The organism is Streptomyces sp. NBC_00019, assembly GCF_045041015.1.
Classification (GTDB): Bacteria; Actinomycetota; Actinomycetes; order Streptomycetales; family Streptomycetaceae; genus Streptomyces.
The window spans coordinates 9,324,028-9,350,071 of the sequence record NZ_CP108302.1 but is presented as its reverse complement, the minus strand read 5'-3'; the positions used below and the strand labels follow the sequence as shown (position 1 = coordinate 9,350,071).

At 71.5% G+C, this 26,044-nt stretch carries 20 protein-coding genes and 1 pseudogene; 12 read left to right on the top strand and 9 right to left on the bottom strand.

All coding sequences use genetic code 11. The features are described from left to right. Positions 1 to 22: 22 nt before the first annotated feature. The 5 genes from rfbD to OHU89_RS43355 all read right to left on the bottom strand — a co-directional run bounded on the left by rfbD (position 23) and on the right by OHU89_RS43355 (position 5,791). A complete protein-coding gene (rfbD, locus tag OHU89_RS43375; RefSeq protein WP_405650854.1) occupies positions 23 to 883 on the bottom strand; it encodes a dTDP-4-dehydrorhamnose reductase in 861 nt (286 codons plus the stop codon). Beyond that, positions 880 to 1,860, bottom strand: a complete 981-nt coding sequence (gene rfbB, locus OHU89_RS43370) for a dTDP-glucose 4,6-dehydratase (RefSeq protein ID WP_388638330.1) — start codon at positions 1,858 to 1,860, stop codon at positions 880 to 882. The genes rfbD and rfbB overlap by 4 nt, the downstream gene beginning before the upstream one ends. Beyond that, on the bottom strand, positions 1,857 to 2,924 hold the full coding sequence (locus OHU89_RS43365) for a glucose-1-phosphate thymidylyltransferase (protein WP_405650851.1): 1,068 nt from the start codon (positions 2,922 to 2,924) through the stop codon (positions 1,857 to 1,859). Before OHU89_RS43365 ends, rfbB begins: the two co-directional genes overlap by 4 nt. A 152-nt stretch (positions 2,925 to 3,076) precedes the next feature. Continuing rightward, a complete protein-coding gene (locus tag OHU89_RS43360; RefSeq protein WP_405650849.1) occupies positions 3,077 to 3,256 on the bottom strand; it encodes a hypothetical protein in 180 nt (59 codons plus the stop codon). Between the two features lie 78 nt (positions 3,257 to 3,334). Further along, positions 3,335 to 5,791 (bottom strand): SpoIIE family protein phosphatase, encoded by a 2,457-nt coding sequence (locus tag OHU89_RS43355; protein ID WP_405650847.1) that lies wholly within the window; start codon positions 5,789 to 5,791, stop codon positions 3,335 to 3,337. A 198-nt stretch (positions 5,792 to 5,989) separates the two neighbouring features. On the opposite strand from OHU89_RS43355, the gene lanKC reads away from it, so the two are divergent. From lanKC to OHU89_RS43335, 4 genes are all read left to right on the top strand, one after another. Beyond that, a complete protein-coding gene (lanKC, locus tag OHU89_RS43350) occupies positions 5,990 to 8,572 on the top strand; it encodes a class III lanthionine synthetase LanKC (protein ID WP_405650845.1) in 2,583 nt (860 codons plus the stop codon). A gap of 58 nt (positions 8,573 to 8,630) precedes the next feature. After that, a complete protein-coding gene (locus OHU89_RS43345) occupies positions 8,631 to 8,744 on the top strand; it encodes a SapB/AmfS family lanthipeptide (RefSeq protein ID WP_266819479.1) in 114 nt (37 codons plus the stop codon). Between the two features lie 83 nt (positions 8,745 to 8,827). Further along, positions 8,828 to 10,516 (top strand): ABC transporter ATP-binding protein, encoded by a 1,689-nt coding sequence (locus OHU89_RS43340; protein WP_405650843.1) that lies wholly within the window; start codon positions 8,828 to 8,830, stop codon positions 10,514 to 10,516. Next, the gene (locus OHU89_RS43335; protein WP_405650841.1) at positions 10,513 to 12,462 is read left to right on the top strand and encodes an ATP-binding cassette domain-containing protein; all 1,950 of its coding nucleotides are present in this window, start codon (positions 10,513 to 10,515) and stop codon (positions 12,460 to 12,462) included. Before OHU89_RS43340 ends, OHU89_RS43335 begins: the two co-directional genes overlap by 4 nt. Here OHU89_RS43335 and OHU89_RS43330 read toward each other — a convergent pair. Beyond that, positions 12,385 to 12,969 (bottom strand): annotated as a pseudogene (locus OHU89_RS43330) (LuxR C-terminal-related transcriptional regulator); the annotation flags it as partial. The gene OHU89_RS43335 and the pseudogene OHU89_RS43330 sit on opposite strands and share 78 nt — an antisense overlap. A gap of 233 nt (positions 12,970 to 13,202) precedes the next feature. Beyond that, positions 13,203 to 14,573, bottom strand: a complete 1,371-nt coding sequence (locus tag OHU89_RS43325; protein ID WP_405650839.1) for a S1 family peptidase — start codon at positions 14,571 to 14,573, stop codon at positions 13,203 to 13,205. Between the two features lie 189 nt (positions 14,574 to 14,762). Here OHU89_RS43325 and OHU89_RS43320 point away from each other — a divergent pair, with 189 nt between their 5' ends. The 5 genes from OHU89_RS43320 to OHU89_RS43300 all read left to right on the top strand — a co-directional run bounded on the left by OHU89_RS43320 (position 14,763) and on the right by OHU89_RS43300 (position 21,798). Then, positions 14,763 to 15,176: a PaaI family thioesterase gene (locus OHU89_RS43320; protein WP_405650836.1), complete on the top strand. Its 414-nt coding sequence runs from the start codon at positions 14,763 to 14,765 to the stop codon at positions 15,174 to 15,176. Positions 15,177 to 15,621: 445 nt separating this feature from the next. After that, positions 15,622 to 15,837, top strand: coding sequence for a hypothetical protein (locus tag OHU89_RS43315; RefSeq protein WP_046256964.1), 216 nt, complete (start codon positions 15,622 to 15,624; stop codon positions 15,835 to 15,837). A gap of 117 nt (positions 15,838 to 15,954) precedes the next feature. Next, entirely contained in the window at positions 15,955 to 16,761 is an 807-nt protein-coding gene (locus OHU89_RS43310; RefSeq protein WP_266884596.1) for an HlyD family efflux transporter periplasmic adaptor subunit, read from the top strand. Then, positions 16,758 to 18,980 (top strand): NHLP family bacteriocin export ABC transporter peptidase/permease/ATPase subunit, encoded by a 2,223-nt coding sequence (locus OHU89_RS43305; protein ID WP_405650834.1) that lies wholly within the window; start codon positions 16,758 to 16,760, stop codon positions 18,978 to 18,980. Before OHU89_RS43310 ends, OHU89_RS43305 begins: the two co-directional genes overlap by 4 nt. 1 nt (position 18,981) lies before the next feature. After that, complete coding sequence (locus OHU89_RS43300; RefSeq protein WP_405650831.1) at positions 18,982 to 21,798, top strand: NHLP bacteriocin export ABC transporter permease/ATPase subunit; 2,817 nt, start codon at positions 18,982 to 18,984, stop codon at positions 21,796 to 21,798. Between the two features lie 4 nt (positions 21,799 to 21,802). Here OHU89_RS43300 and OHU89_RS43295 read toward each other — a convergent pair whose 3' ends face one another. Continuing rightward, complete coding sequence (locus tag OHU89_RS43295; RefSeq protein WP_405650829.1) at positions 21,803 to 22,312, bottom strand: SRPBCC family protein; 510 nt, start codon at positions 22,310 to 22,312, stop codon at positions 21,803 to 21,805. 6 nt (positions 22,313 to 22,318) lie between these two features. After that, on the bottom strand, positions 22,319 to 22,663 hold the full coding sequence (locus OHU89_RS43290) for an ArsR/SmtB family transcription factor (protein ID WP_405650827.1): 345 nt from the start codon (positions 22,661 to 22,663) through the stop codon (positions 22,319 to 22,321). A gap of 228 nt (positions 22,664 to 22,891) precedes the next feature. Here OHU89_RS43290 and OHU89_RS43285 point away from each other — a divergent pair, with 228 nt between their 5' ends. The 3 genes from OHU89_RS43285 to OHU89_RS43275 all read left to right on the top strand — a co-directional run bounded on the left by OHU89_RS43285 (position 22,892) and on the right by OHU89_RS43275 (position 25,994). Next, positions 22,892 to 24,394: an MFS transporter gene (locus tag OHU89_RS43285; protein ID WP_405650825.1), complete on the top strand. Its 1,503-nt coding sequence runs from the start codon at positions 22,892 to 22,894 to the stop codon at positions 24,392 to 24,394. Positions 24,395 to 24,464: 70 nt separating this feature from the next. Then, complete coding sequence (locus OHU89_RS43280; protein WP_405650823.1) at positions 24,465 to 24,959, top strand: methyltransferase family protein; 495 nt, start codon at positions 24,465 to 24,467, stop codon at positions 24,957 to 24,959. 27 nt (positions 24,960 to 24,986) lie between these two features. After that, positions 24,987 to 25,994, top strand: a complete 1,008-nt coding sequence (locus OHU89_RS43275) for a Ppx/GppA family phosphatase (RefSeq protein WP_405650821.1) — start codon at positions 24,987 to 24,989, stop codon at positions 25,992 to 25,994. Positions 25,995 to 26,044: the final 50 nt, after the last annotated feature.

Here is a 26,044-nt window from a genome sequence, read left to right as displayed (position 1 = left end):
CCGGAATCTCCCTCTGTGATGGTCACGCCAGGGACGGAAAGGCCGCTGCCAGCGCCTCCCGCCAGTCTCGGATGGGGGTGAGGCCGGCCTGCTCCCAGCGCGCATGACCCAACGCGCTGTACGCGGGGCGGGGCGCGGGCCTCGGGTAGGCCGCACTGCCGACCGGCCGCACCCGGTCGGGGTCGGCACCGAGGTGCCGGAACACCTCGCGGGCCAGTCCGTACCAGGTGGTCTCGCCGGAGCTGGTGGCGTGGAAGACACCGCTCGTCCCCTGGCCGATGCGGGGGCCGAGGTCGGCGATGCGGGTCGCCACGTCCGCGCTCCACGTGGGCTGCCCACGCTGGTCGTCGACGACGTCGACGGTGTCGCGGGAGGCCTCCAGTGCGATCATGGTGCTGACGAAGTTGCGGCCGTGGGCGCCGTAGAGCCAGGCGGTGCGCAGCACGGCGCCGGACTCGGGGAGCTCCTCCAGCACGGCCTGCTCCCCGGCCAGTTTGGTGCGGCCGTAGGCGGTGCGCGGCGCGGTCGGGTGGTCCTCGGGGTACGGGGTGCTGCGGGCGTCGCCGGCGAAGACGTAGTCGGTGGAGACGTGCACCAGGCGCACTCCCTGGGCCGCGCAGGCGCGGGCGAGGTTCCGCGGCCCGTCGCCGTTGATCAGCAGCGCCTGCTTCTCGTCGGTCTCGGCGTCGTCGACGGCGGTGTACGCGGCGCAGTTGACCACGAGGTCGGGGCGCTGCCCGGCGAGGGCGGTGTCGACGGCGTCGGGGTCGGTGATGTCGAGCCCCGCGTGGTCCAGGGCCGTCACCTGCTCGCCGCGGCGCGTCAGTTCGTCGACCGTGTCCCGGCCGAGCATCCCGCCGGCCCCGGTGACCAGCCACCTCATACGTGCTCCTGGGCGACGCGCCGCTTCAGCGGCTCCCACCAGGAACGGTTCTCCCGGTACCAGGCGACGGTCTCGGCGAGGCCGGTGGCGAAGTCATGGCGCGGCTGGTAGCCGAGCTCGGTGTGGATCTTGGTCCAGTCGACGGAGTAGCGCAGGTCGTGGCCCTTGCGGTCCTCGACGTACTCGACCATGTCCCAGTCGGCGCCGCTCGCTTCGAGGAGCAGCCCGGTCAGTTCCTTGTTGCTGAGTTCGGTGCCGCCGCCGATGTTGTAGACCTCGCCGGCCCGGCCCTTGGTGCGCACCAGGTCGACGCCCTGGCAGTGGTCGTCGACGTGCAGCCAGTCGCGGACGTTGCGGCCGTCGCCGTAGAGGGGGACCTTCAGGCCGTCGAGGAGGTTGGTGATGAAGAGCGGGATGACCTTCTCGGGGAACTGGTGGTGCCCGTAGTTGTTGGAGCAGCGGGTGACGCGGACGTCCATGCCGTGGGTGCGGTGGTACGCCAGGGCGAGCAGGTCGGAGGAGGCCTTGGACGCCGAGTACGGCGAGTTGGGCTGCAGCGGGTGGTTCTCGGGCCAGGAGCCGTGCTCGATGGAGCCGTAGACCTCGTCGGTGGAGACGTGCACGAACGGGCCGGTGCCGTGCCGCAGGGCCGCGTCCAGCAGGGTCTGGGTGCCGACCACGTTGGTCATCACGAAGTCGGTCGCCCCGGCGATCGAACGGTCCACATGGGACTCCGCAGCGAAGTGCACGACCTGGTCCGCGTCGGCCATGAGCTTGTCGACCAGCTCGGCGTCGCGGATGTCTCCCTGGACGAACTCCAGCCGGGGATGGTCGAGTTCGAGGTTGTCCAGGGTGCCCGCGTAGGTGAGCTTGTCCAGCACGGTGATCCGAGGCGCGTCGGGGGTCTCCGAGGCGAGGAGTCTGCGCACGTACTGGGAGCCGATGAAGCCGGCGGCGCCGGTGACGAGGAGATTCATGAATGGATCTGCACCTTGCTGTGGTCTCCGAGCACGAGGCGGTGGACAGTGGGCATACCGACCGTCGGGGTCACCTCGACATGACGGCCGATGAGGGAGGACTCTATACGCCCGACGCCCTGGATCGAGGAGTCCCGCAACACGATCGAGAACTCCAACTCACTGTCCTGGATCCGGCAGTTCTCGGAGACGGAGGTGAAGGGGCCCACGTAGGAGTCGCTGACGACCGTCCCGGCGCCGATGATCACGGGTCCGACGACACGGGAGCCGGTGACCCGCGCGCCCTCCTCGACGACCACCCGGCCGACGAGCTCGGACCGTTCGTCGACCTCGCCGTCGACGCGGTGCTCGATGGTCTCCAGAACCGTCCGGTTCACCTCCAGCATGTCGACGACGTTGCCGGTGTCCTTCCAGTAGCCCTTGATGACCGTGGAGTGGACGTCGGCGTGGAGGTCGATGAGGTGCTGGATGGCGTGGGTGATCTCCAACTCGCCGCGCCAGGAGGGCTCGATGGCGCGGACCGCCTCGTGGATCACGGACGTGAAGAGGTAGACGCCGACCAGGGCGAGGTCGCTCTTGGGGGATTCGGGTTTCTCCTCCAGGCCGATCACCTGGCCCTCGGAGTCCAGTTCGGCGACGCCGAAGGAGCGCGGGTCGGGCACATGGGTGAGGAGGATCTGGGCGGCGGGCCGGTTGACGCGGAACTCGTCGACCAGTTCGGAGATGCCGCCGACGATGAAGTTGTCACCGAGGTACATCACGAAGTCGTCGTCACCGAGGAAGTCCCGTGCGATCAGCACCGCGTGGGCCAGTCCGAGCGGGCGGTCCTGGGGGATGTAGGTGATCTCCAGGCCGAACTTCGAGCCGTCTCCGACGGCTTCCTCGATCTCGGCGGCGGTGTCACCGACGATCACCCCGACTTCGGTGATCCCGGCGGCCGCGATGGACTCCAGGCCGTAGAAGAGGACGGGTTTGTTGGCCACGGGAACGAGTTGCTTGGCCGATGTGTGGGTGATCGGTCGCAATCGCGTACCGGCGCCACCAGACAGGACAAGAGCCTTCATTTGGTTCACCTTAGTCTGGTTCGCCGGTAACGGACCGTTCGCGATATGGCTTGCATGTTACGAAAGCCCGTGGTGACACGGGTGTATTCGATCAACTCGCCATGTGTTCGATCAGTTCCCAGTGCACTCGTAAGAGTGGTCAGGCCCAGGGGTCAGTCCTCACCCCTGACGATGTTGCCCTCCGTGGCCGGGCACACGCCGTACGTGCCCTCGGAATCCACGACGGCCGGCACCCAGGTCCGCACGCCGGCCCGGCCTCGCAGCCGACGGGCCCTGGCCCAGCCCGTCTCGGGCCGGCGGGTGACGGGTTTCTCGAGAATGTGCGCGGTCACGGCGGTTCATCTTCCTTCTGCTGCACGGATGCACGGTGTTGTCGGGGCACCGGGTACCCCGTCGGCGCTGCTCGGCACTCACTGCTCCAGTGAGATCTCGCTCCACACCTGCTTGCCCCCGCTGACCGGCAGCGTCCCCCAGGCGTCCGACATGGCCTCGACAAGGAGGATGCCGCGCCCGCCGGTGGCCTCCCAGCCGATGCGGGTCGCCCTCGCGGGGGTGCGCGGCGAGGAGTCGGCGACGGCGACGCGCAGCCGGTGGTTGACGAGGGTGAGCTCGAGGCGGACCCGGCCGTCGGTGTGCACGAGGGCGTTGGTGACGAGTTCGGACACGACGAGCAGCACGGTGTCCAGGGCGTCGCCGGACACGCCCCACGTGCGCATCGTGCGCCGGGTGAAGCGGCGGGCGTGTCCGACGGCCTGGGGGACGCGCCACACCGTCCAGCTCTCGCGCTGCGGACGGGTGGCCATGCCGTCGTAGCGCATGAGGAGCAGGGCGACGTCGTCGCTGCGGCGGGCGTTGCCGAGCAGGGCGTCGGCGACAAGGCCCAGGTGGGCGGGGTCGGAGACGGACAGCCCCTGGGCGAAGCGGTCCATGCCCTCGTCGATGTCGGAGTCGACGGACTCCACGAGGCCGTCGGTGGTCAGGGCGATCAGGGTGCCGGGCTGGAGTCTGAGCGGGGTCATCGGGAAGTCCGCCTGCATGACCACACCGAGGGGCGGGCCGCCGTCGGCCTCGGCGATCTCGGTACCGCCGTCCGGGTGACGCAGCACCGGCGGCAGGTGTCCGGCACGCACGCACCAGGCGGAGCCCTCCTCCATGTCGACGTCGACATAGCAGCAGGTGGCGAAGAGGTCGGTCTCCATGTCCATGAGGAGCCGGTTGGCGTGGGAGACGACGACGTCCGGGGGGTGTCCCTCGACGGCGTAGGCGCGCAGGGCGGTGCGCATCTGGCCCATCAGGGTGGCGGCGGCCGCGCTGTGGCCCTGGACGTCGCCGATGACGAGGGCGACGTGGTTGTCGGGCAGCGGGATCACGTCGTACCAGTCGCCGCCCAGCTCCAGCCCCGCGGTGCTGGGCAGATAGCGGGCGACGGCGACCGCGCCGGGCAGCTTGGGCAGACGGCGCGGCAGCAGCTGGCGTTGGAGCATGCCGACGAGTTCGTGTTCGGCGTCGAAGGCGTGGGCGCGCATCAGTGCCTGACCCGCGAGGCCGGCGGAGGCGGTCAGCAGGGCGCGTTCGTCGGGGCCGAAGTCGTGCGGGGTGTCCCAGCCGATCAGACAGGCCCCGACCATGCGGCCCCCGCCGGGCAGCGGCAGCACGGCGAGGCCGCCGGGGCCGACCTCGGCGAGGGCGGGCTCCAGGGCGGTGCCGGCGGGCCAGATGTGGGCGCGGCCCTCGCTCAGGGCCGCGGCGAGGGTGGGCATGGCGCGTACGGGCGCGTCGGGCCACTCGGTGCGCCACTCCAGGCGCCACAGCTCGGGCCAGGACTCCGCCTCGGGCGGGTCGAGGACGGTGACGATGAGCCGGTCGCCCTCCAGCTCGGCGAGCGCGATGCGGTCGGCCTGGAGCGGCTTGCGCAGGGCGGCGACCACGGCCTGGCTGACGTCACGGACGGTGCCGGCAGCGGCCAGGGCGGCGGCCAGGCGCTGGACGCGGGCCACGTCGGTGACGTCGGAACGCAGCGTGGAGGCGTCGGCGACGGTGCCCACCAGACGGGCGGGCCGGCCCTCGCCGCCCGGCAGGAGGCGGCCGCGCAGTCTGAGCCACTTGGGTGGGCCGGTGGGCTGGAGGACCCGGAACTCCAGCTCCCGGTCGCCGATGGACATGTGGTCGGCCTCGACGACCGACATCAGGGACGGCAGGTCCTCGGGCACGGTCAGCGCCAGCAGGGTCTCGACACGGCCGTCGAAGTCCTCGCGGCCCATGCGGAACAGTTCCAGGATGTCGACGCCGACCTCGACGCGCCCGGTGTCCATGGCGAGGGTGAACGCGTTGGCGGGCAGCTCCTCGCCCTCGGCGGGCCGGGCCGGAGCGGAGTAGGCCACGGCGTCGGCGATGAGTTCCAGGCATGCGCGGTCGTCGGCGTCGAAGCCGTCGGGGCGCTCGCTCACCGCGACCAGACAGCCTCCGCCGCCGCCCCCGCGGGCGGGCAGGGCCGCGAGGCAGAAGTCCCCCGCCGGGGCGCGCCGCGACTCGGCGGCCTCGGCGAGCTCCTCGGGGCCGAGCCAGGCGGCCTTGCCGGTGCGGTGGACGTCGGCGACCGGGGACCGTCCGGAGGCGGGATAGCCGTCGCGCACGCCGTACAGGGTCCGCGGCACTCCGACCGACTCCGCCAGGCACAGCAGCTCGCCGTCCTGGCTCGGCGTGTACACGGCGGCGAAGGAGGCCCTGGCGAAGACGAGCACCTGCTCCAGGACACGCCGCAGCCGCTCGGGCGAGCCCGGATCGGCCGTGACCGCTTTGAGGGCGATTTCGGCACGGGGCGTTCCCGTTCTGCGTCCCGCAGCGCCCTCACTGACCACGTCCGCCATTACAGCGCTTATGAGACACCCGCGCAGCCCCTGTGACCGTTCCGTGGAGTGTCTGGGGTGGCTCCGCGGTGGTCACGCTCGAAAGTCACCGAACAAGTCTTGACGCATGCGTTCCGCACGGTGAGCTCGTGACAGGCATGACTGTCCGTGCCCGCCGTCCCCGCAGGAAGCTCGATGCCGGGCCACGGAGGGGGTCGCATGGACAAGCGGTACGAGGTGTACGCGCTCGCCGACCGGCACTTCTACGAGACGCCGGACCGGCTGTCCGCGGGGGTGACCGAGGCGGCGCCCCAGTACGGGACGGCGCGGCGCGAGGTGCCCGGCGGCTGGGACGCGTCGCGGATCGGCGACTGGCTGGCCCTGACACCGCTCGGCCCGGACGGCGCCCTCGCGCCGGGGCCGGCCCAGGGCTGGAAGATCCACGCCTCGGCCACCCGGGCGAACGCCGAGCGGATCGCGGCGATCGTGTGGGACTACTGCGTACCGCGGCGCATCGCGTTCAAGTTCGTGCCGGGACCGCATCTGCTGCACCTGCGCAACACCAAGTACGCCGGCCGCGACACCAGCGGCAAGTTCGTCACGATCTACCCGGCCGACGAGGAGCAGCTGCACACCGTCCTGCGTGAGCTGGGCAAGCTCCTCGAAGGCTGCGAGGGGCCCTATATCCTCACCGATCTGCGCTGGTACGACGGTCCGCTCTATGTCCGCTACGGCGCGTTCGCCCGCACTTTCGTGGTCGACGAGCGGGGCTCGCTGGTGCCGGCGGTGCGGGACGGCGCGGGGAAGCTGATTCCCGACCGTCGGGCGCCGTCCTTCCAGGTGCCCGAGTGGGTGACGCTGCCGGCGTTCCTGGAGCCGCATCTGGCGGCGCGGAACACGACGACGGTGGGCGACCTGCCGTACCGGATCGAGAAGGCGCTGCACTTCTCGAACGGCGGCGGGGTGTACTCGGGTACCGACACCCGTGACGGCAGCAAGGTCGTCCTCAAGGAGGGGCGGCCGCACGCGGGGCTGGCGGCGGACGGGGCGGACGCGATCTCGCGGCTGGAGCGGGAGAAGTACGCCCTGGAACAGGTGGCGGGGACAGGTGTGGTGCCGGAGGTACGGGACTGGTTCACGCTCGGCGACCACCGGTTCCTCGTCATGGACTTCCTGGAAGGACGCCCGCTCAACTCGTTCTTCGCGGAGCGGCACCCGCTGCTCACCCCGGATCCGGATCCGAAGGCCGTGGCGGACTACACGGCGTGGGCGGTGCGCATCCACGGGGCCGTGGAGCGGGCGGTGGCGGCGGTGCACGCGCGCGGGATCGTCTTCAACGACCTGCACGTCTTCAACATCATGGTCGGCCCGGACGAGGAGTCGGTGTCCCTGCTCGACTTCGAGGCGGCCGCGCCCGTCAGCGAGAACGGCCGCCAGGTGGTCGCCCATCCCGGGTTCTTCGCTCCGCCGGACCGTACCGGCATCGACGTCGACCGGTACGCGCTGGCCTGTCTCCGGCTCGCCCTGTTCCTGCCGGTCACCACGCTGTTCGTGGTCGACCGGGGCAAGGCGGCCCATCTGGCGGAGGTGATCTCCCGTCAGTTCCCGGACGTGCCGCGCGAGTTCCTCGACGAGGCGGTCGCGGAGATCACCCGGGAGACACCGGTGCGCGCACCGTCCTACGTGGAGCCCGGCGACTGGCCGTTCAGCCGCGACTCGATGGTCAAGGCGATCCTCGCCTCGGCCACCCCGGAACGCGAGGACCGGCTCTTCCCCGGCGACATCGCGCAGTTCTCCGACGGCGGCGGCCTGGGCCTCGCACACGGTGCGGCCGGGGTGCTGTACGCGCTGGACGCGATCGGCGCCGACCGGTACGAGGAGGGCGAACGCTGGCTCCTGGCCCGCACCGCGCCACCGCCGAGGGGCACCCCGCTGGGGCTGTACGACGGTCTCGCGGGCGTCGCCCACGTCCTGGAACGTCTCGGTCACCGGCAGCGCGCTCTCGACCTGGTCGCGTCGATCCTCGCCGAGCGCTGGCAGAACCTCTCCTCCGACCTGCACGGCGGGCTGGCCGGACTCGGCCTGGCGCTCGGCGACTTGGCCCGCACGACCGGCGAACCGGAGCTGCGGGACCGGGCCGCGGAGGCCGCCGACATCCTCGTACGACGTCTCGCGGAGCCGGTCCCGGACACGCCGCGGCGGCGACGGGCCGGGCTGCTGCGGGGTGCGAGCGGGGCCGCGCTGTTCCTGCTGCGGCAGTACGAACGCACCGGTGAGCAGCGGTTGTTGGCGGCTGCCGAGGTGGCGCTGCGGCGTGACCTGGAGTGCTGCGCGACCCGCGAGGGCGGTGCGATGGAGGTCGACGAGGGCTGGCGCACGCTGCCGTATCTCGGCGACGGCAGTGCGGGCATCGGGATGGTCCTGGACGACTACCTCGCCCAGGTCGACGACCCCGGCGAGGAGTTCGTACACGCCCGGGACGGCATCCTGACGGCCGCCACCTGTCGCTTCTATGTGCAGCCCGGCCTCTTCCAGGGCCGTGCCGGACTGATCCTGCACCTCGCCCGCACCGGCGACGCACGGCTCGCCGAGCAGATCGCCGGGCTCGGCTGGTTCGCGATGGACTACCAGGGCCAACTGGCCTTCCCCGGACACCAGATGATGCGGCTGTCGATGGACCTGGGCACCGGAACGGCAGGGTGCCTGCTCGCGCTCGGCGCGGCCCTAGACAGCGGCACGCATGCCCGCCTGCCGTTCCTGCCGCCGCTCGGGCGGCCCCCACAGCACGGTCCCGCGAACTGACGGAGCCGTGACCCAACCCCGTCCCCACGGGTGGACGACACCGATGGAAGGAAACGACATGGCACTTCTCGACCTGCAGACGATGGAGTCCGACGAGCTCACCGGCGGCGGCAACAGCACCCTCAGCCTGCTGTCCTGCGTCAGCGCCGCGAGCATCACGCTCTGTCTCTGACGAGCACCCTGCGTACCTAGACTCCGGGCGGCCCGCTCCCGCGAGGGAGAGGCCGCCCGGAGTCCCGCACATCGAGGGGTGACATGGCTGAGAACGTCGGCACGCTGCACGGGCCGCTCGGTCCGGCCCCCGCCCGCTGGCTGGCCCTGTGCCTGGCGAGCACGGCGGCGACCGGCGCCGCTCTGCTGCTGCCCGCCGCGCTGGGCCGCACCCTGGACCTGCTCCTCGCGCACGACCCGGCGACCCGCTGGGTGCTGTACTGCGCCGCACTCGTCCTGCTGATCGCTCTCCTCGACGCCTGCGAGACCGTGCTCGGCGGCACGGTCGACGCCCGCACCACCGCCTGGCTGCGCCGGCGCCTCACCGGTCATGTCCTGGCCGTCGGCCCGCGCGCCGCCGCCCGTTTCGGGCCCGGTGATCTCGTCGCCCGGCTCGTCGGCAACTCCGCGCAGGCCGGCACCGCGCCGACCTCCCGCGCCGCCCTGCTCTCCGCGCTGGCCGGACCGGTCGGCGGTCTGGTGGCCCTCGCTCTGATCGATCCGTGGCTCGCGGCCGTGTGGCTGGCCGGAGCACCGGTCCTGGCGCTGCTGCTGCGCGCCTTCGCCCGCGACACCCGGGAATGCGTGACGCGCTACCAGGAGGCGCAGGGGCGGATCGCGGCGGCGCTCTCCGAGGCCGTCGGCGGACACCGCACGATCGCGGCGGCCGGGACGGCGGACCGCGAGACGGCACGGATCCTGCGACCGCTGCCCGAACTCTCCTCCGCCGGGCATCGCATGTGGCGGGTGCAGGGCCGGGCGGCCGGCCAGTCCGTCGCCGTGGCACCGCTGCTCCAGCTCGGCGTCGTCGCGGTGGCCGGAGTGCTGCTCGCCCGGCACCGGCTGACGGTGGGCGAGGTGCTCGCGGCCTCGCGCTACGCGGTGCTCGCGACCGGCGTCGGTGTCCTGGTGGGACAGCTCGCGGGCCTGGCCCGCGCCCGGGCCGCCGCCGGACGGCTCACCGAGGTGCTCGCGGAGCCCGCCACTGTGCACGGCGAGCGCCAACTGCCCTCCGGCCCCGGCCGGTTGGAGTTGCGCGGTGTCACGGCCCGGCGCGGCGGACGGGCCGTGCTCGACGGAGTGGACCTCGTCGTGCCCGGTGGGACGACCCTGGCCGTGGTCGGCCGGTCCGGCGCGGGCAAGTCACTGCTGGCGGCGCTCGCCGGACGCCTCGCCGACCCGGACGCCGGGGAGATCCTGCTCGACGGGGTGCCGCTGCGGGAGCTGACCCGTGACGAGCTGCGCCGGGCGATCGGCCACGCCTTCGAACGACCCGCCCTGCTGGGCGGCACGCTGGCGCAGGAGATCGGCCTCGGCCTCACCTCCCCCTCCCCCGCCCGGATCCGGGAAGCGGCCCGCGCGGCCCACGCGGACGACTTCGTGAGCCGGCTCCCCTCCGGCTACGCCACCCGCTGCGCCGACGCCCCGCGCTCCGGCGGCGAGTCCCAACGTCTGGGTCTCGCCCGGGCGTTCGCACACGGCGGCCGGCTCCTCGTCCTCGACGACGCCCTGTCCAGCCTCGACACGGTGACGGAGGCCCGGATCACCGAGTCCCTGGTGGGCGCCGGCACGGACGGCACCCGGCTGCTGATCGCCCACCGAGCGTCGACGGCGGCCCGCGCGGACGCGGTGGCCTGGCTGGACGAGGGGCGGGTTCGGGCGGTCGGACCGCATGAGGAGTTGTGGACGATGCCGGGGTACCGGGCGGTGTTCGCGGGCGGGGAGGGGGCGTGACGGCCGGGGGCGCCGGAGCGGAGCCGGCGGAGAAGGTTCTGCGTCCCGGTCTGCGTTTCCTGAGGGAGCGGTGGCGGGTCGTGCTGCGGCTCGGGGCCTGGTCCGTGCTGGAGACCGGACAGACCTTCCTCACCGGGTACGCGCCCGCCCGCGCCCTGGACGAGGGGTTCCTGGCGGGGCGGGCGGGCACGGGACTCGTGTGGCTGGGGGTGGCCGGGCTCGGTGTCCTCGTCGGGGCGTACGGCACGGTGCGGGTGTACGCCGCGGTCGCCGCGCTCGTCGAACCGCTCAGGGACCGGCTGGTGGCGCGGGTCGTCGCGCGCGGGGTCCGGGAGGGGGATGCCGGGGCGCTGTCCGGGCTCACCCAGCAGGCCGAGATCGCGCGGGACACGTTCGCCGGTCTGGTGATGGTGTCGCGTTCGTTCGTGTTCACCGCGGTCGGCGCCCTTTTCGGCTTGTTCTCGCTCGCCCCGTTGCTCCTTGTGGTGGTCGGGTTCCCGCTCCTCGCCGGGGTGGCACTGTTCGCGGCGACGCTGCGGCCACTGGCCCGGCGTCAGGAGGCGTTCCTCGTCGCCGACGAGGCGTTGGCCGAGCGGCTCGGTGCCGTCTGCCCGGGGCTGCGGGACATCACGGCGGCCGGTGCGGAGGAGCAGGTCGCCGACGGCACCGGGGACCGGGTCGACGCCGAGCTGCGGGCCGCGAGTTCGCTGGCCCGCCGGAGCGTGCTGCGTGTGGCGTCCCTCGCGATCGGCGGCCAGTTGCCGATCGTGCTGCTGCTCGCCACCGCGCCCTGGCTGCTCCGCAACGGCGTCACCACGGGCGCCCTGGTCGGCGCCCTCGCCTATGTCACCCAGTCCCTGCTGCCCGCCCTGAGCAACCTGGTGCACGGCCTGGGCACGAGCGGGTCGCGGCTGGTGGTCGTGGTGCGGCGGCTGGTCCGCAGCAGCACGCGGGAGTCCGGTGCGACGGCGGGGAGTGCACGCGAGTCCGCGGGCGAGCCGTCCGAGGGGCCGCCGCGGACCAACGGCGCGCTGCCCGTCCGGCTCCCCCACCCCTCCGGCAACCCGCCCGACGCCCCCGCCCTCTCCCTCACCTCCCTCACCTTCGCCTACGGCCCCGCCGCCGCCCCCGTCGTCCAGGACCTCCACCTCACCCTCGTACCCGGCGCCCACCTCGCCGTCGTAGGCCCGAGCGGCATAGGGAAGTCCACGCTCACCGCGCTGGTCGCCGGGCTGCTGGAGCCCGGAAAGGGGTCGGTCCTGGTGTGCGGGCACCCCGTGCCCGGGGCGGAGGCCGCCGCGTGCCGGGTGCTCATCCCGCAGCAGGCGTACGTCCACACCGGCACCCTCGCCGAGAATCTCGGGCACCTGCGGCCGGACCCCGTGCCCGAGGCCGAACTGCTCGCCGCGGCTGGGGCGGTGGGACTCCTGCCGCTGCTCGAAACGCTCGGCGGACCGCGGGCGACGGTCGATCCGGCCGCGCTCTCCGCGGGCGAGCGGCAACTCGTGGCGCTGACCCGCGCCTATCTGTCGTACGCCCCGCTCGTCCTGCTCGACGAGGCGACGTGCCATCTGGACCCGGAGGCCGAGGAGCGTGCGGAGCGGGCCTTCGCCGAGCGGCCCGGCGGCACCCTGGTGGTCGTGGCGCACCGCATGAGCTCGGCCCGTCGTGCCCACCGGGTCCTGGTCATGGACGGCCGGGAGACGGCGTACGGGACGCATGACGAGCTCATGCGGTGCTCGGCGCTCTACCGGGATCTCGTCGGCAGTTGGACGCCCGTGCCGTCAGAGCCAGCCCTCGCCCTGCGAGATCCGGATCGCGTCGACGCGGTTGCGGGCCCCGGTCTTGCGGGTGATGGCCGCCATGTAGTTGCGCACCGTCCCGTGGGACAGATGCAGGCTCCCCGCGATCTCCGCGACGGAGGCGCCCTCGGCGGCCAGGACTAAGACGCTCAACTCGCGTCTGGTCAGCGGCATTTCGGCGGCCCTGAGGAAGCCGAAGCCCAGCGAGTCGTCGATGAAACGTTTCCCTTCGGCAACGCGCCGGATGCCGCGCACCAGGTGTTCCGGTGGGCCCTCCTTGTCGACATAGCCGAGCGCTCCAGCCTCGGCCGCGCGTTTCAGGAGCCCCGGCCGGTTGGCGCTGGCCAGGACCAGGAGGTGGGGCGGCGGCGCGTCGGGGTGGCGCGCGCCCAGGTCGCGCAGTGGGGGGATGCCGTAGGTGTCCGAGCACTCCAGGTCGGCCGCGCAGACGTCCGGCGCGACGGTTCGCAGTCGGCTCGGTGCGCTGCGCCACGGGGCGTCGAACACCCCGAGGTCCGGCTCCCGGCGCAGCCACTCCGCCAGTACCGATCTGACCAGACACTCGTCGTGCACCAGAAGAACCCGGATCAACTGCCCGTCCCTTCGATTCACCGTTCGCCGGTTCCATGGGGTGAGGAGCGCGTGCCCCATTGTTCGCGCCCGGCACCTTTCCCGGGCGCGATGAACCGGCCAACAGGGTGCGCGGGGGCGCACACCCGGAGCCCGTACGCCGCCGCGCGCTTCGACTGTGGGGGCATGGGAGGAGGCCGAGGGGGTAGGCGCCGGCGTTCGTCGTCGTGCCGGGACGCACGAACGGTCCGACCCTCCCGCCGGAGGGCCGGACCGTGTCCGTGGACTGCTGGTGGAGCGCTTTGGTCTGTGGGTCAGTGCGTCTCGGTCAGACCGGAGGAGCCGTCCTCCGCGCCCGCGCCGGCTTCCTCGCCGCCGACCTCCTGGCCGCCGACCTCTTCGCCACCGACCTCCTGACCGCCGACTTCTTCACCGCCGACCTCCTGGCCGCCGACTTCTTCACCGGCACCGGCTTCCTCGCCCGCACCGGCTTCCTCGCCCGCACCCGCTTCCTCACCGGCGCCGGCCTCGTCACCCGCGCCGGCCTCTTCGCCGCCGCCCGCCGCGTCGCCCGCGCCGAGGGTCGCGCCGACCGCCTCCAGGGCGGTGGTGACCGGCTGGAAGAAGGTCTCGCCGCCGACCGTGCAGTCGCCGCTGCCGCCGGAGGTCAGGCCGATGGCCAGGCCGTCCTGGGTGAACAGCGAGCCGCCGCTGTCGCCGGGTTCGGCGCAGACGTCGGTCTGGATGAGCCCGGTGACGGTGCCCTCCGGGTAGTTCACGGTGGCGTCGAGTCCGAGGACCTGGCCGTCGTTGAGCCCGGTGGTGCTGCCCATCCGGAACACCTGGAGGCCGACCTCGGCGTCCGCGGCCTGGGAGATCGCGACGGTCTGGTCACCGACGTTGACCTCGCTCGGCGCGACGGTCGCCGGGTCGTCGTACTTGACCAGGGCGAAGTCGCCCTCACCGGGGAACGTGGCCTGGTCGACGGTGGCGATCGGAGCGCCGCCGTCCGCATCGGACCACTCCGCCGCGGCGACCCCGCAGTGACCGGCGGTCAGGAAGGCCGGGGTGCCGTCGCCCGCGGTGACGTTGAACCCCGCCGAGCAGCGGGCGCCACCGGCGAAGATGGCGTCGCCGCCGGAGAGGAACGTCTTGAAGGTGCCGGCCGACTTCTTGATGGTCGCCATGCCGGAGCCGAGGGTCTGGACGGTCGACTCCAGCTGGTCCCAGTTGTCGCCGGTGACCGTCTTGTCTGCGGTGACGAGGATCTTGTTGGTCCGGGGGTCCACGGCCCAGGCCGTGCCCGGGATGGTCGCGTCGGACTTCAGCGTCTGCGCGCCGGCGGCCAGTTCGGCGAGGCTGTTGTCGACCTCGCGTATCTCCGCACCGGCCTTCTTCGCCTGGACGATCACATTGTTGTTGTCGCCCGGGATGACGTTGACGACGAGCTGCTGCTGGTCCGCGTCGTAGTACGAACCGGCGAACGACTCGCCGAGCAGGTCGGCGAGCTGCGAGGCGAGATCCGAGGCGTCCGATGCCTTGAGGGTCTGGGGTGCTGCGGCCTGGCCCGAGGAGCCGTCCTGGTTGGCGTTCGCCTGCGGCAGGAGAATTGCGGCTGCTCCGAGCGCCACCACGCCGCCCGCTGCGATCGCGGCCTTGCGCTTCGGAATTCGCTTGTGACTCAAACTACTCGACCTCCTGAAGGACGGGGTCAGTGCCGCCGGTCGTCGGCGGCTTGTCGGGGCGCCTGGATGGCAGTGGGTACGCAGGAGTCACGTGGGGCGTTCAATTCCGTTTGCAGGCAATCTCTTTACGCAATCGCGAATCGGCCAGGGTCCGCGTCCGGCGGGCCGGGAGCGGGAACAATCCCCCATATGACGATGACCACCGCCGAAGCCGACAAGATCCTCGCCGACAACTTCGCCCCCTGGGTCCTTGAGCTGGGCCTGTCGGTCGAGGCCCTGGACGACCGCCGCGCCACCCTGCGTCTGCCCTGGTCGGACCGCCTGTCGCGGGAGGGCGGGGCACTGTCGGGACAGGCGCTGATGGCCGCCGCCGACACGGCCACGGTGATCGCGATCTCGGGGGCGCGCGGCGCCTACGGACCGATGACGACGGTGCAGCAGTCGACGTCGTTCCAGCGTGCGGTGGCCGGTTCGGATGTCCTGATCGAAGCGGTCGTCACCAAGCTGGGCCGGCGCATGGCGTTCGCCGACATCACGATGACCGACGCGGGGTCGGGCGAACTCGCGGCCCGTGCGAGCACGGTGTACGCACTACTGGGCTGACACGGTCCGCTACCGGTCAGCAACGGTCCGTTCCGAACTCCGTGCCGAATCCTGGCTTCAGGGAATCTGCACATCCAATACTCAACGAAGTCACCGGGCGCAGTGGTTCTGCACAAGCCCGCGCACCCTCGTACGTCATTGGGGCGGGAGTGTCTGATTCGCTGCCCGGGCCGCAAGGGCCCGTATGAACGGAACACGCGCCAGGTGTGAAGAAGTCACCACCGAGACGTGCGCACTCCTGCACGGTTCGGTGCTTGAGGGGCTCAAGTTGCCTAGTGAGGCCATTGGTTGATTGGAAGGGCACTGCCGCCGCGTGCTTTGATCCATCGCACCGCAGGAGCCGCACAGGGCTTCGGAAACGGGCGCTTGGCGCCTGCGGTCGCGGCCGTCCCCAGAGGGGTCACCGCTCCCCCTTGTGAATATCCATATGAAGGGAAGTTCCATCATGAACTCCACCCCCCAGGTTGAGACCGTCGAGATCTCCGACGCCGAGCTCGACAACGTCTCCGGCGGCCTGCAGCTGAACGCCCTGGGCACCGTCACCGGCCTGGTGGACGGCATCGCCCCGGTTTCCGGCCTGGTCGACACGGCCGTCGGCACCGTCGAGGGTGTCACCGGCCTGTCCGTGGCCCCGGTCACGAACCTGGTCGCCGGTCTCTGATCGCGCCTTGTGCCGTGAGTCCCGGAGCCGTTTCCCGGCTCCGGGACTCTCGGATGCCTTGAAGCAACCGGCTCCCAGGGGCCGGTCCACTGTCGTTTTCAGGTGAGGGAAAGTTCCGTGCAGTTCCGCCAACAGGCCCTCGCCAAGCTTCAGTCACCGGAGGAGCTCGACCTTCCGGTGCGTTTCGCCCGCCCCCAGGGCTGGCTCGCGCTCTCCGTGACCGTGGTCGTCATGGCCGCCGCGTCCGTGTGGGCGGTGACCGGTTCGGTCGCCTCCACCGTGAGCGCGTCCGCGATCCTCACCCACGGGCAGGGCAGTTACATCCTGCAGAGCCCCGTCGCGGGCCAGGTCACCGCGGTCCTCGCCGAGGAGGGCGAGCAACTGCCGGCCAACTCCCCCGTACTGAAGGTCCGTACGTCCCAGGGCGACTCCGTCGTCCGCTCGGTCGCCGCGGGGCGGGTCACCGCGCTGGCCGCGACCATCGGGCAGATCATCCAGACCGGGGCGAACGTCGCCGCCGTGGAGAAGGTCGCGCACACCAAGGACCCCCTGTACGCCACCGTGTACGTGCCCGCCGAGAACGCGGCCTCCATCCCCGCGCACGCCGCCGTGGATCTCACCGTCTCCTCGGTGCCCACCCAGGAGTACGGCGTGCTGCGCGGCCATGTGAAGTCGGTGGACCGCTCGGCGCAGTCGGCGCAGCAGATCTCCGCGTTCCTCGGGGACAGCCAGCTCGGGGAGCAGTTCACCAAGGACGGCAGGCCGGTGGCCGTACTGGTGAAGCTGGACAAGGCGTCCGGCACGAAGAGCGGCTACAAGTGGTCCTCCGAGGACGGGCCGCCCTTCACCCTGACCTCCATGACCGTGGCCACGGGTTCGATCCGGCTGGCCGACCAGCGCCCCGTCGATTGGCTGCTGCCGTGAGCACCGCACAGGACACCCGCAGCAGACGCCGCCCCACCCCGCCCAAGCGGCCCGTCCCCAAGGGCAGGGCGAAGACCGTCCGTACGCCCACCGTCCTCCAGATGGAGGCCGTGGAGTGCGGTGCCGCCTCGCTGGCGATGGTGCTCGGCCACTTCGGCAAGCACGTCCCGCTGGAGGAGCTGCGCATCGCGTGCGGTGTCTCGCGTGACGGCTCCCGCGCGAGCAACCTCCTCAAGGCGGCCCGTAGTTACGGTCTGACCGCCAAGGGCATGCAGATGGACACGGCCGCCCTCGCCGGGGTGAGGACGCCGGCCGTGCTGTTCTGGGAGTTCAACCACTACGTCGTCTACGACGGCATGGGCCGGCGCTTCGGTCGCCGCGGGGTGTTCATCAACGACCCCGGCAAGGGCCGCCGGTTCGTGCCCATGGAGGACTTCGACTCCAGCTTCACCGGTGTCGTCCTGGTGATGGAGCCGGGCGACGACTTCACCAAGGGCGGGCGCAAACCGGGGGTGCTCGGCGCGATGCCCGCCCGGCTGCGCGGCACCGCGGGCACAATGCCGGCCGCGGTGCTGGCGAGTCTGCTCCTCGTGCTGGTCGGCGCGGCGGTGCCCGCGCTGAGCCGTACCTATATCGACATGTTCCTCATCGGGGGGCAGACCTCCCTGCTCGGCGTGCTGTTCGCGTCGATGGGGACGTGCGTCCTGCTCACCCTGGTCCTCACCTGGCTGCAACAGGCGAACCTGCTGCGCGGCCGCATCATCTCCTCCACGCTCTCCAGCGCCCGCTTCCTGCGCCATCTGCTGCGGCTGCCGGTGACGTTCTTCTCCCAGCGCAGCCCGGCCGACCTGGTGCAGCGCCTCCAGTCCAACGACGCCGTGTCCGAGACGCTGGCCCGCGACCTCGCGGCGGCGGGCGTGGACGCGGTGGTGGTCGTGCTCTACGCCCTGCTGCTCTACACCTACGATCCGCAGCTCACGTTCGTCGGCATCGCCGTCGCCCTGCTGAACATCGTCGCCATGCGGGTCGTCATCCGGCTGCGGGCCACCCGTACGGCCAAACTCCGCGCGGACAGCGCCCGGCTCACCAACACCGCCTACACCGGCCTCCAGTTGATCGAGACGATGAAGGCGACCGGCGGCGAGGACGGCTACTTCCGCAAGTGGGCGGGACAGCACGCCACCACGCTGGAGGAGCAGCAGCGGCTCGGCGTGCCGAGCGCCTGGCTGGGCGTGGTCGCCCCGACGCTGGCCTCGCTGAACAGCGCGCTGATCCTGTGGATCGGCGGCATGCGCGCGGTGGAGGGCGGCATCTCGGTCGGTCTGCTGGTGGCGTTCCAGGCCCTGGTCACCCGCTTCACCGCCCCGATCACCCGGCTCAACGGAGTCGCCGGGCGCATCCAGGACTTCGCGGCGGACGTGGCCCGCCTGAAGGACGTGGAGAACTTCCAGGCGGACCCGCTCTACGGCCGTCCCGGCGCCGGCGACTCCACGCGCCGCCTGCACGGCCATGTCGAACTGCAGAACATCACCTTCGGCTACAACCCGCTCGACAAGCCCCTGTTGACCGGCTTCGACCTCACCGTCGGACCGGGCCAGCAGGTCGCCCTCGTCGGCGGTTCGGGCAGCGGCAAGTCCACGGTCTCCCGGCTGATCTCGGGCCTGTACACGGCCTGGGAGGGTGTCATCCGCATCGACGGACAGCGCCTGGAGGACATCCCGCGCGGGGCGCTCGCCTCCTCCGTCTCCTTCGTCGACCAGGACGTCTTCCTCTTCGAGGGCTCGGTCCGCGACAACGTGGCGCTGTGGGACCCGTCGATCCCGGACGAGGCGGTGGTGGACGCGCTGCGGGACGCGGCGCTGTACGACGTGGTGATGCGCCGCCCCGGTGGCATCCAGAGCCGGGTCGAGCAGGACGGCCGCAACTTCTCCGGCGGCCAGCGCCAACGCCTGGAGATCGCCAGGGCGTTGGTCCGCCGCCCCAGCATCCTGGTGCTGGACGAGGTGACGAGCGCGCTGGACGCGGAGACCGAGCAGATCGTGATGGACAACCTCCGCAGGCGCGGCTGTGCGTGTGTGGTGATCGCACACCGGCTCAGCACCGTGCGCGACAGCGACGAGATCGTCGTACTCCAGCACGGCACGATCGTGGAACGCGGGCGGCACGAGGAGCTGGTGGCGCACGGCGGTGCGTACGCGGCGCTGGTCAGGGAGCGATGAGATGACGACCGCACACGAAGGGGACGTCGTCCTCACCGCGCTCGGCGCCATGGGCACCCCCATCGACTGCTCGGGGTTCAACCGCCTCGACCTCGAAGGCCCGCAGGTGCTGTGGCTGGTCGCGTCCGGGGCCGTGGACCTGTTCGCGGTGGACGTCGAACAGCAGGGCCACTGGCACCACTTGGGCCGCCTGGAAGCGGGCTCTCTGATCCTCGGTCCTGGCCCCGGTCCCCAGCACACCTTGGTCGCCCGCCCGCTCAGGGACTGCGTGGTCCACCGCATCGGACTGCGGGAGCTGTACCAGCCCGCGAACACCCAGACCTGGTCCTACGACGAGTACGGCAACCCCCAGTACGTACCGCCGACGACGAGCCCGCTGGAGTACGCCCTCGCCCTCGGCGTCGGCCGCAGCCTCTCGATCCTCTTCCAGGCGCCGATGGCGAACGAGCGCGCCGCCGAGGTGACCGACGACGACGTGTTCTGGATGCAGGTGCCGCCGGGCAGCGTGCAGTACGGATCGCTGTACGGGGCCGAGGCGGCCGCCGATCTCCTGATGGATCCCGCCATCTGGCAGAGCATGGTCGACCAGCAGTACCGGCTGCTGACCACGCTGGACCGCTGGATCGAGCAGCTGGAACGCACCCACGAGAACCGGACGGCCGAGGGCATCAAGGCCGGTGAGGCGGTCCGCGCGCAGGCCGACCGGACCCTGCTCGCGTCGATCGGCAAGTCCTCGGGCAAGCGCACGACGCCCGCCGACGCGGACGCCTCCTACGCGGCGTGCAGGCTGGTCGCCCAGGCCGCCGGGATCACGCTCGCCGACCCGGCGCAGAGCGGTACCGGCAGCGATCGTCTCGACCCGGTCGAGCAGATCGCGCTCGCCTCCCGCATACGGGCCCGGGCCGTGCGTCTGGACGGCAGCTGGTGGCGGGACAACGTCGGTCCGCTGGTGGGCCATCGCGCGCTGTCCGGTGCGCCGGTCGCGCTGCTGTGGCGGCGCGGCGGCTATGTGGCGGTGCATCCGGCGACGGGCCGTGAGACGCCGATCGAGAAGGCCAACGCGGAGGAGTTCGAGCCGCGTGCCGTCATGTTCTACCGGCCGCTGCCCGAGCGGCGGCTCAGCCCGCTCAGACTGCTGCGGTTCAGCATGCATGGCATGGGCGGGGACCTGACGAACCTCCTGCTCAGCGGGCTCGTCACCGTGGCGATCGGGGCGATCGTGCCGATCGCCACCGGCAAGATCCTCGGCGAGTTCGTACCGAAGGCGCAGACGAACCTGATCGTGCAGGTCTGTCTCGCGGTGATGATCAGCAGCTTCGTGGCGGCGGCGTTCATGCTGCTGCAGAACCTGACCATCCTGCGTCTGGAGGGCCGTATCGAGGCGACCCTCCAGCCGGCGGTCTGGGACCGGCTGCTGCGGCTGCCGACGAAGTTCTTCACCGAGCGGTCCACCGGTGAGCTGGCGAGCGCGGCGATGGGGATCAGCTCGATCCGCCGGCTGCTGGCGGGAGTGGGGCCGGTCGTCGCCCAGTCGGTGACCGTCGGCGCGATGAACCTGGGGCTGCTGTTCTGGTACAGCGCCTCGATGGCGATGGCGGCGATCGGCATGCTCGTGGTGATCGCCGGGGTGTTCCTGGGGCTCGGGCTGTGGCAGGTGCGCTGGCAGCGGCGCCTGGTGGTGCTCGGCAACAAGCTGAACAACCAGGCCTTCCAGACCCTGCGCGGGCTGCCCAAGCTGCGGGTCGCGGCCGCCGAGAACTACGCGTACGCGGCCTGGGCCTCGCAGTTCGCGCGCAGCCGGGAACTCCAGCAGAAGGTGGGGCGGATCAAGAACCTCACCACGGTGATGGGCGCCGTCTATCTGCCCATCTGCACCCTGCTGATGTTCATGCTGCTCGCCGGCCCGGCGCGCGGCTCGATGTCGGCGGCGGCGTTCCTCACCTTCAACACCTCGGTGACGATGGTGCTGACCTCCGTCACCCAGCTGACCGGCTCCTTCGTCTCGGCGGTGGGCGCGCTGCCGCTGTTCGAGGAGATCAAGCCGGTCCTCGACGCCGCCCCCGAGGTGCGCACGGCCACTACCCGGCCGGGTCCGCTGTCCGGCGGGATCGAGGCGCGCAGGCTGTCCTTCCGGTACTCCGACGACGGTCCGCTCGTGCTGGACGACGTGTCGTTCGAGGTGCGCCCCGGTGAGTTCGTGGCGGTCGTCGGCCCCAGCGGCTGCGGCAAGTCGACGCTGCTCAGGCTGCTGATCGGCTTCGATCCGCCGGTCTCGGGCAGTGTGCTGTACGACGGTCAGGACCTGGCGGCGCTCGACCAGTCGGCGGTGCGCCGGCAGTGCGGGGTGGTGCTTCAGCACGCCCAGCCGTTCAACGGCTCGATCATGGACGTCATCTGCGGGACCGAGCCGTTCACGCCGGAGGAGGTCATGGCGGCGGCCGAGATGGCGGGGCTCGCGGAGGACATCAAGCGGATGCCGATGGGGCTCCACACGATCGTGTCCGGCAGCGGTGCGGTCTCCGGCGGCCAGCGTCAACGGCTCATGATCGCGCAGGCGTTGATCCGCCGGCCGCGCATCCTGTTCTTCGACGAGGCGACCAGCGCCCTCGACAACGAGACACAGCGCAGGGTGATCGAGTCCACCAAGGCCCTCCACGCCACCCGGATCGTCATCGCACACCGCCTCTCGACGGTGCTGGACGCCGACCGTGTGATCGTGATGGAGGACGGCAAGGTCGCCCAGCAGGGCCCGCCCGCGCAGTTGCTCGCGGACACGGGCGGGCGACTGCACGAGCTGGTGCGCCGGCAGCTGGCGTGAGAGGTCAGTCGAGACCCGGGACGGGGGCACCGGAGGGGACACCGGCGGCCACGTAGCCGTCGTAGAACTCCTTCCAGGGGGCCTGACTCCTGGTCGACCCGTTGGCATACGTCTCCAGGGCGGCCAGGCAGACCTCCCAGCCGGCGCCGTTGCGGGCCGCGGTGTCGGCCTCGGTCAGTACGTTGGTGAGCGTGAAGCGGGTGCGCTTCTCGTCCAACGCCTCCAGGTCGAAGTGGAGTTCGTCGCCGCCCCACTCGAAGGACAGGTGCCGGGGCGCGTCGACGGCCAGGACCCGGCCCTTGGAGTCCGCCATGTTCGGATCGCCGCTGAACCTGATCTCCCCGCCGGGGCGCGGGTCGATCTCGGCGCGGGACGGGAACCAGTGGGCAAGCTCGTCGGCGTCGGTCACGAACTGCCAGACGCGCTCGACGGGATGGTCGTAGGTACGGCTGAAGCGGACGGCCGGGCGACCGTCGTCCAGGGTCAGATAGGTGCCGGTGAGGTCTGCGGACATGGTGGATCAGTCCTTCGGAGAGGGTTCCTCGGGGTCGTCCGGCGCGGTCTCGTCGAGGCGGCGGCCCAGCACGTCCAGGCTGTTGTTCCACAGCCTGCGGTAGGGGGCCAGCCAGGCGTCGAGTGCGGCGATCGGGGCCGGGTCGAGGGCGTAGACACGGCGCTGCGCGTCCTGCCGGACCCGGACCAGACCCGCTTCCCTGAGCACCTTCAGATGCTTCGAGGTGCTCGGCTGGCTCAGACCGCATTCCTCCACGATCTCCCCGACGGGCCGCGGCCGCTCCAGGAGCAGCGCGACGATGGTCCGCCGGTGGGGGTCGGCGAGGGCGGTCCAGAGCGCGGCGTCGGACATGACTCCAATATGCCTCCGCAGTTATATGCCAGTCAAGGCATATCGAGCTCGGACCGGTAGCCCGCATCCCCTGCGCCGTCGATCTCGAATGTGCCGCCGGTCACAATCGATCTCCCACCTCATCGAAACTTTGCCGTTTCGCTAAAAGTGCTCTAACCTCAAGGTGTACGAAACAGTTTCGTTTACGACTTCGTAAAATCCGAACGACTTCCCTGGAGTGGTTCCGCCATGTCCCAGAAGACCCTGACCGAGAGCGCCCCGACGGGCGCGGGCGAGGCGTCGCCCGAGGCCACCACCAAGCGGTGGTGGATCCTCGCGGTCGTCGCCCTCGCCCAGCTGATGGTGGTCCTCGACGCGACCATCGTGAACATCGCCCTTCCGTCGGCCCAGGCCGACCTCGGGTTCTCCGACGGCAACCGGCAGTGGATCGTCACCGCGTACGCGCTGGCCTTCGCCTCGCTCCTGCTGCTCGGCGGCCGGATCGCCGACCTCTTCGGCCGCAAGCCGGCCTTCCTGATCGGTGTCGTCGGTTTCGCCGGGGTCTCCGCGCTCGGCGGTGCCGCCACCAACTTCGAGATGCTGGTCACCGCCCGTGCCCTCCAGGGTGCCTTCGGCGCACTGCTCGCACCCGCCGCGCTCTCCCTCCTGAACACGACGTTCACCGACGCCAAGGAGCGCGCCAAGGCGTTCAGCGTCTACGGCGCCATCGCCGGCGCGGGTGGCGCGGTGGGTCTGCTGCTCGGCGGCATCCTGACCGACGCCCTCGACTGGCGCTGGACCCTCTACGTCAACGTCGTCATCGCCGTGATCGCCTTCGTCGGCGGCTGGTTCCTGCTCAACAACCACCGCGACGCCGCCAACTCCAAGCTGGACGTGCCCGGCACGATCCTCGTCGCCGCCGGTCTGTTCGCCGTGGTCTACGGCTTCTCCAACGCCGAGACGCACGACTGGAGCTCGCCCGAGACCTGGGGCTTCCTGATCGCCGGCGGTGTGCTGCTGGCCGCCTTCACCTGGTGGCAGACCAAGGCCGCGCACCCGCTGCTGCCGCTGCGCATCCTGCTCGACCGCAACCGCGCGGCCTCCTTCTTCGCGGTGCTGATCTCCGGCGCGGGCATGTTCGGCGTCTTCCTCTTCCTCACCTACTACCTCCAGCTCAACCTGGGATTCAGCCCGACCAAGACCGGTGTGGCGTTCCTGCCCATGGTCGCCGCGCTGATGGTGATGGCCCAGCTCGGCACGACCGTCCTGGTGCCGCGGATCGGCCCGAAGACCGTCGTCCCGCTGGGCTTCGCGATCTCCGTGGTCGGCATGGCGTGGCTGACCGGGATCGGCAACGACTCCGCCTACCTCACCGCCGTGCTGCCCCAGCTGATCATCATCGGCGCCGGTCTCGGCCTGGTCATGCCGGCGGCGATGCAGCTGGCCACCGGCGGGGTGGCGGCCGAGGACGCGGGCGTGGCCTCCGCCACGGTCAACGCCATGCAGCAGGTGGGCGGTTCGATCGGTACGGCGCTGCTGAACACGCTGGCCGCGAGCGCCGCGACCGACTACCTGGCCGGGAAGGACGCGAGCAGCAAGCTGGTCCAGGCGCAGGCCACGATCGAGAGCTACACCACCGCCTTCTGGTGGTCGGCGGGCTTCTTCGCCGCCGGTGCGCTGATCGCCTTCCTGCTCTACCGGCGCGGGGTTCCGGAGCAGGACGCGGACGCCGCACCCGTCGTCCACATGTGACCGACACCTGAACCGAGGGGCCGCCGTCTGCAGGGAGACGGCGGCCCCTCCTCGCTGTCATGGTGGCGGTATGCGCACACCGGCGGCGGCCCTCGGCAGCACGGTCTTCTTCGCGCTCGCGCCCGGCACGGTGGCCGGGCTGCTGCCGTGGTGGCTGACCGAGTGGCGGTCCGGCGACTGGTGGCTGACCGTCCGTCTGCTCGGTCTGCTCCCGCTCCTCGCGGGCGCGGCCGTTCTACTGGCCGCCTTCGTGCGGTTCGTGCGCGAGGGCCTGGGCACTCCGGCGCCGGTCGCGCCGACCGAGCACCTGGTGGTGGGCGGGCTGTACCGGCATGTGCGCAATCCGATGTACGTCGCCGTGGTCGCGGCGATCGGCGGCCAGGGGCTGCTGCTCGCCCGGCCGGTGCTGTTCGGCTACGCCGCCGGAGCCTGGGCGCTGATGTGGGCGTTCGCGCGGTGGTACGAGGAGCCCGCGCTCGCCGACCGGTTCGGCGCGGAGTACGCGCGCTACCGCGGTGCCGTGCCTGGCTGGTTCCCTCGGCTCACGCCCTGGCACGGTGAGTGACGGCCACAAACGGGTACTCACGCATCCATGCGACTCAGCGTGATGGATGTGGGCTCGAACACGGTCCGGCTGATGGTGGCCGATGCGGAGGGCGGGGTGCCGCTGCCGGTGCACACCGCGAAGTGGCGCCTGAGACTCTCCGAACAGGTCGACCCCGGCGGCCCGTTGCCCGAGGAGGCCGTCGAACGCCTCGTAGTGGCGGTGACCGAGGCGAGCAGGACCGCGGCGAAGTGGGGCGCGGCGCCGCCGCAGGCATTCGCGACCGCCGTGGTACGCAACGCCTCCAACCGCAGCGAGGTACTGCGCGAGGTGCGCTCGCGCACCGGGGTCGGGCTCTACACACTGCCGGGCGAACTGGAGGCCGAGCTCACCTTCCTCGGGGCGCGGCGCTGGATGGGCTGGCGGTCGGGTCCGCTGGCACTGCTCGACATAGGCGGCGGCTCGCTCGAAGTGGCCTTCGGGCGGGGCCGGTTGCCGGACTTCGTGGCCTCGCTGCCGCTGGGCGCGGGACGGCTGATCCATGAGTTCTTCGAGGGCGAGGACCAGCCGACGCCGGACCTGGTGCGGGCGCTGCGCCGCCGGGTCCGCCACCAACTGCGGGACGTCGCGGCCCGGATCCGCTGGGAGGGGCCGCACACCGCGGTGGTCACCTCCCGCACCTTCCAGCAGCTGGGGCGGCTGTGCGGGGCCCCGCCCGGACGGCACGGGCCCTTCACGGAACGCCGGTTGCACCGCTCGGACCTGCGGGAGGCGATCGTCCGCCTCGCCGCGCTCCCCGCCACCGAGCGCTCCCGGCTGCCCGGCATCTCCGCGCCGCGCGCCGCCCAGAGTCTCGCCGGTGCGGTGGTCGGGCACACGGCGCTGAAGCTGACCGGCATCAAGACGGTCACCCTCTGCCCATGGGCGATCCGTGAGGGCGTCCTGCTGCGCCGCATCGAGGACGGCCCGTCCTGGTGGACGGAGGTCAGCCGCCTCGAAGAGGAGACCGCCCCCCAGGAACCGATGCCCCTGCGCATCGCGGCCGCGCGGAGCTGACAAAGGCGAAGACCGCCGGGAAAGGAGACACCATGTCCGAGGGAGAGCGG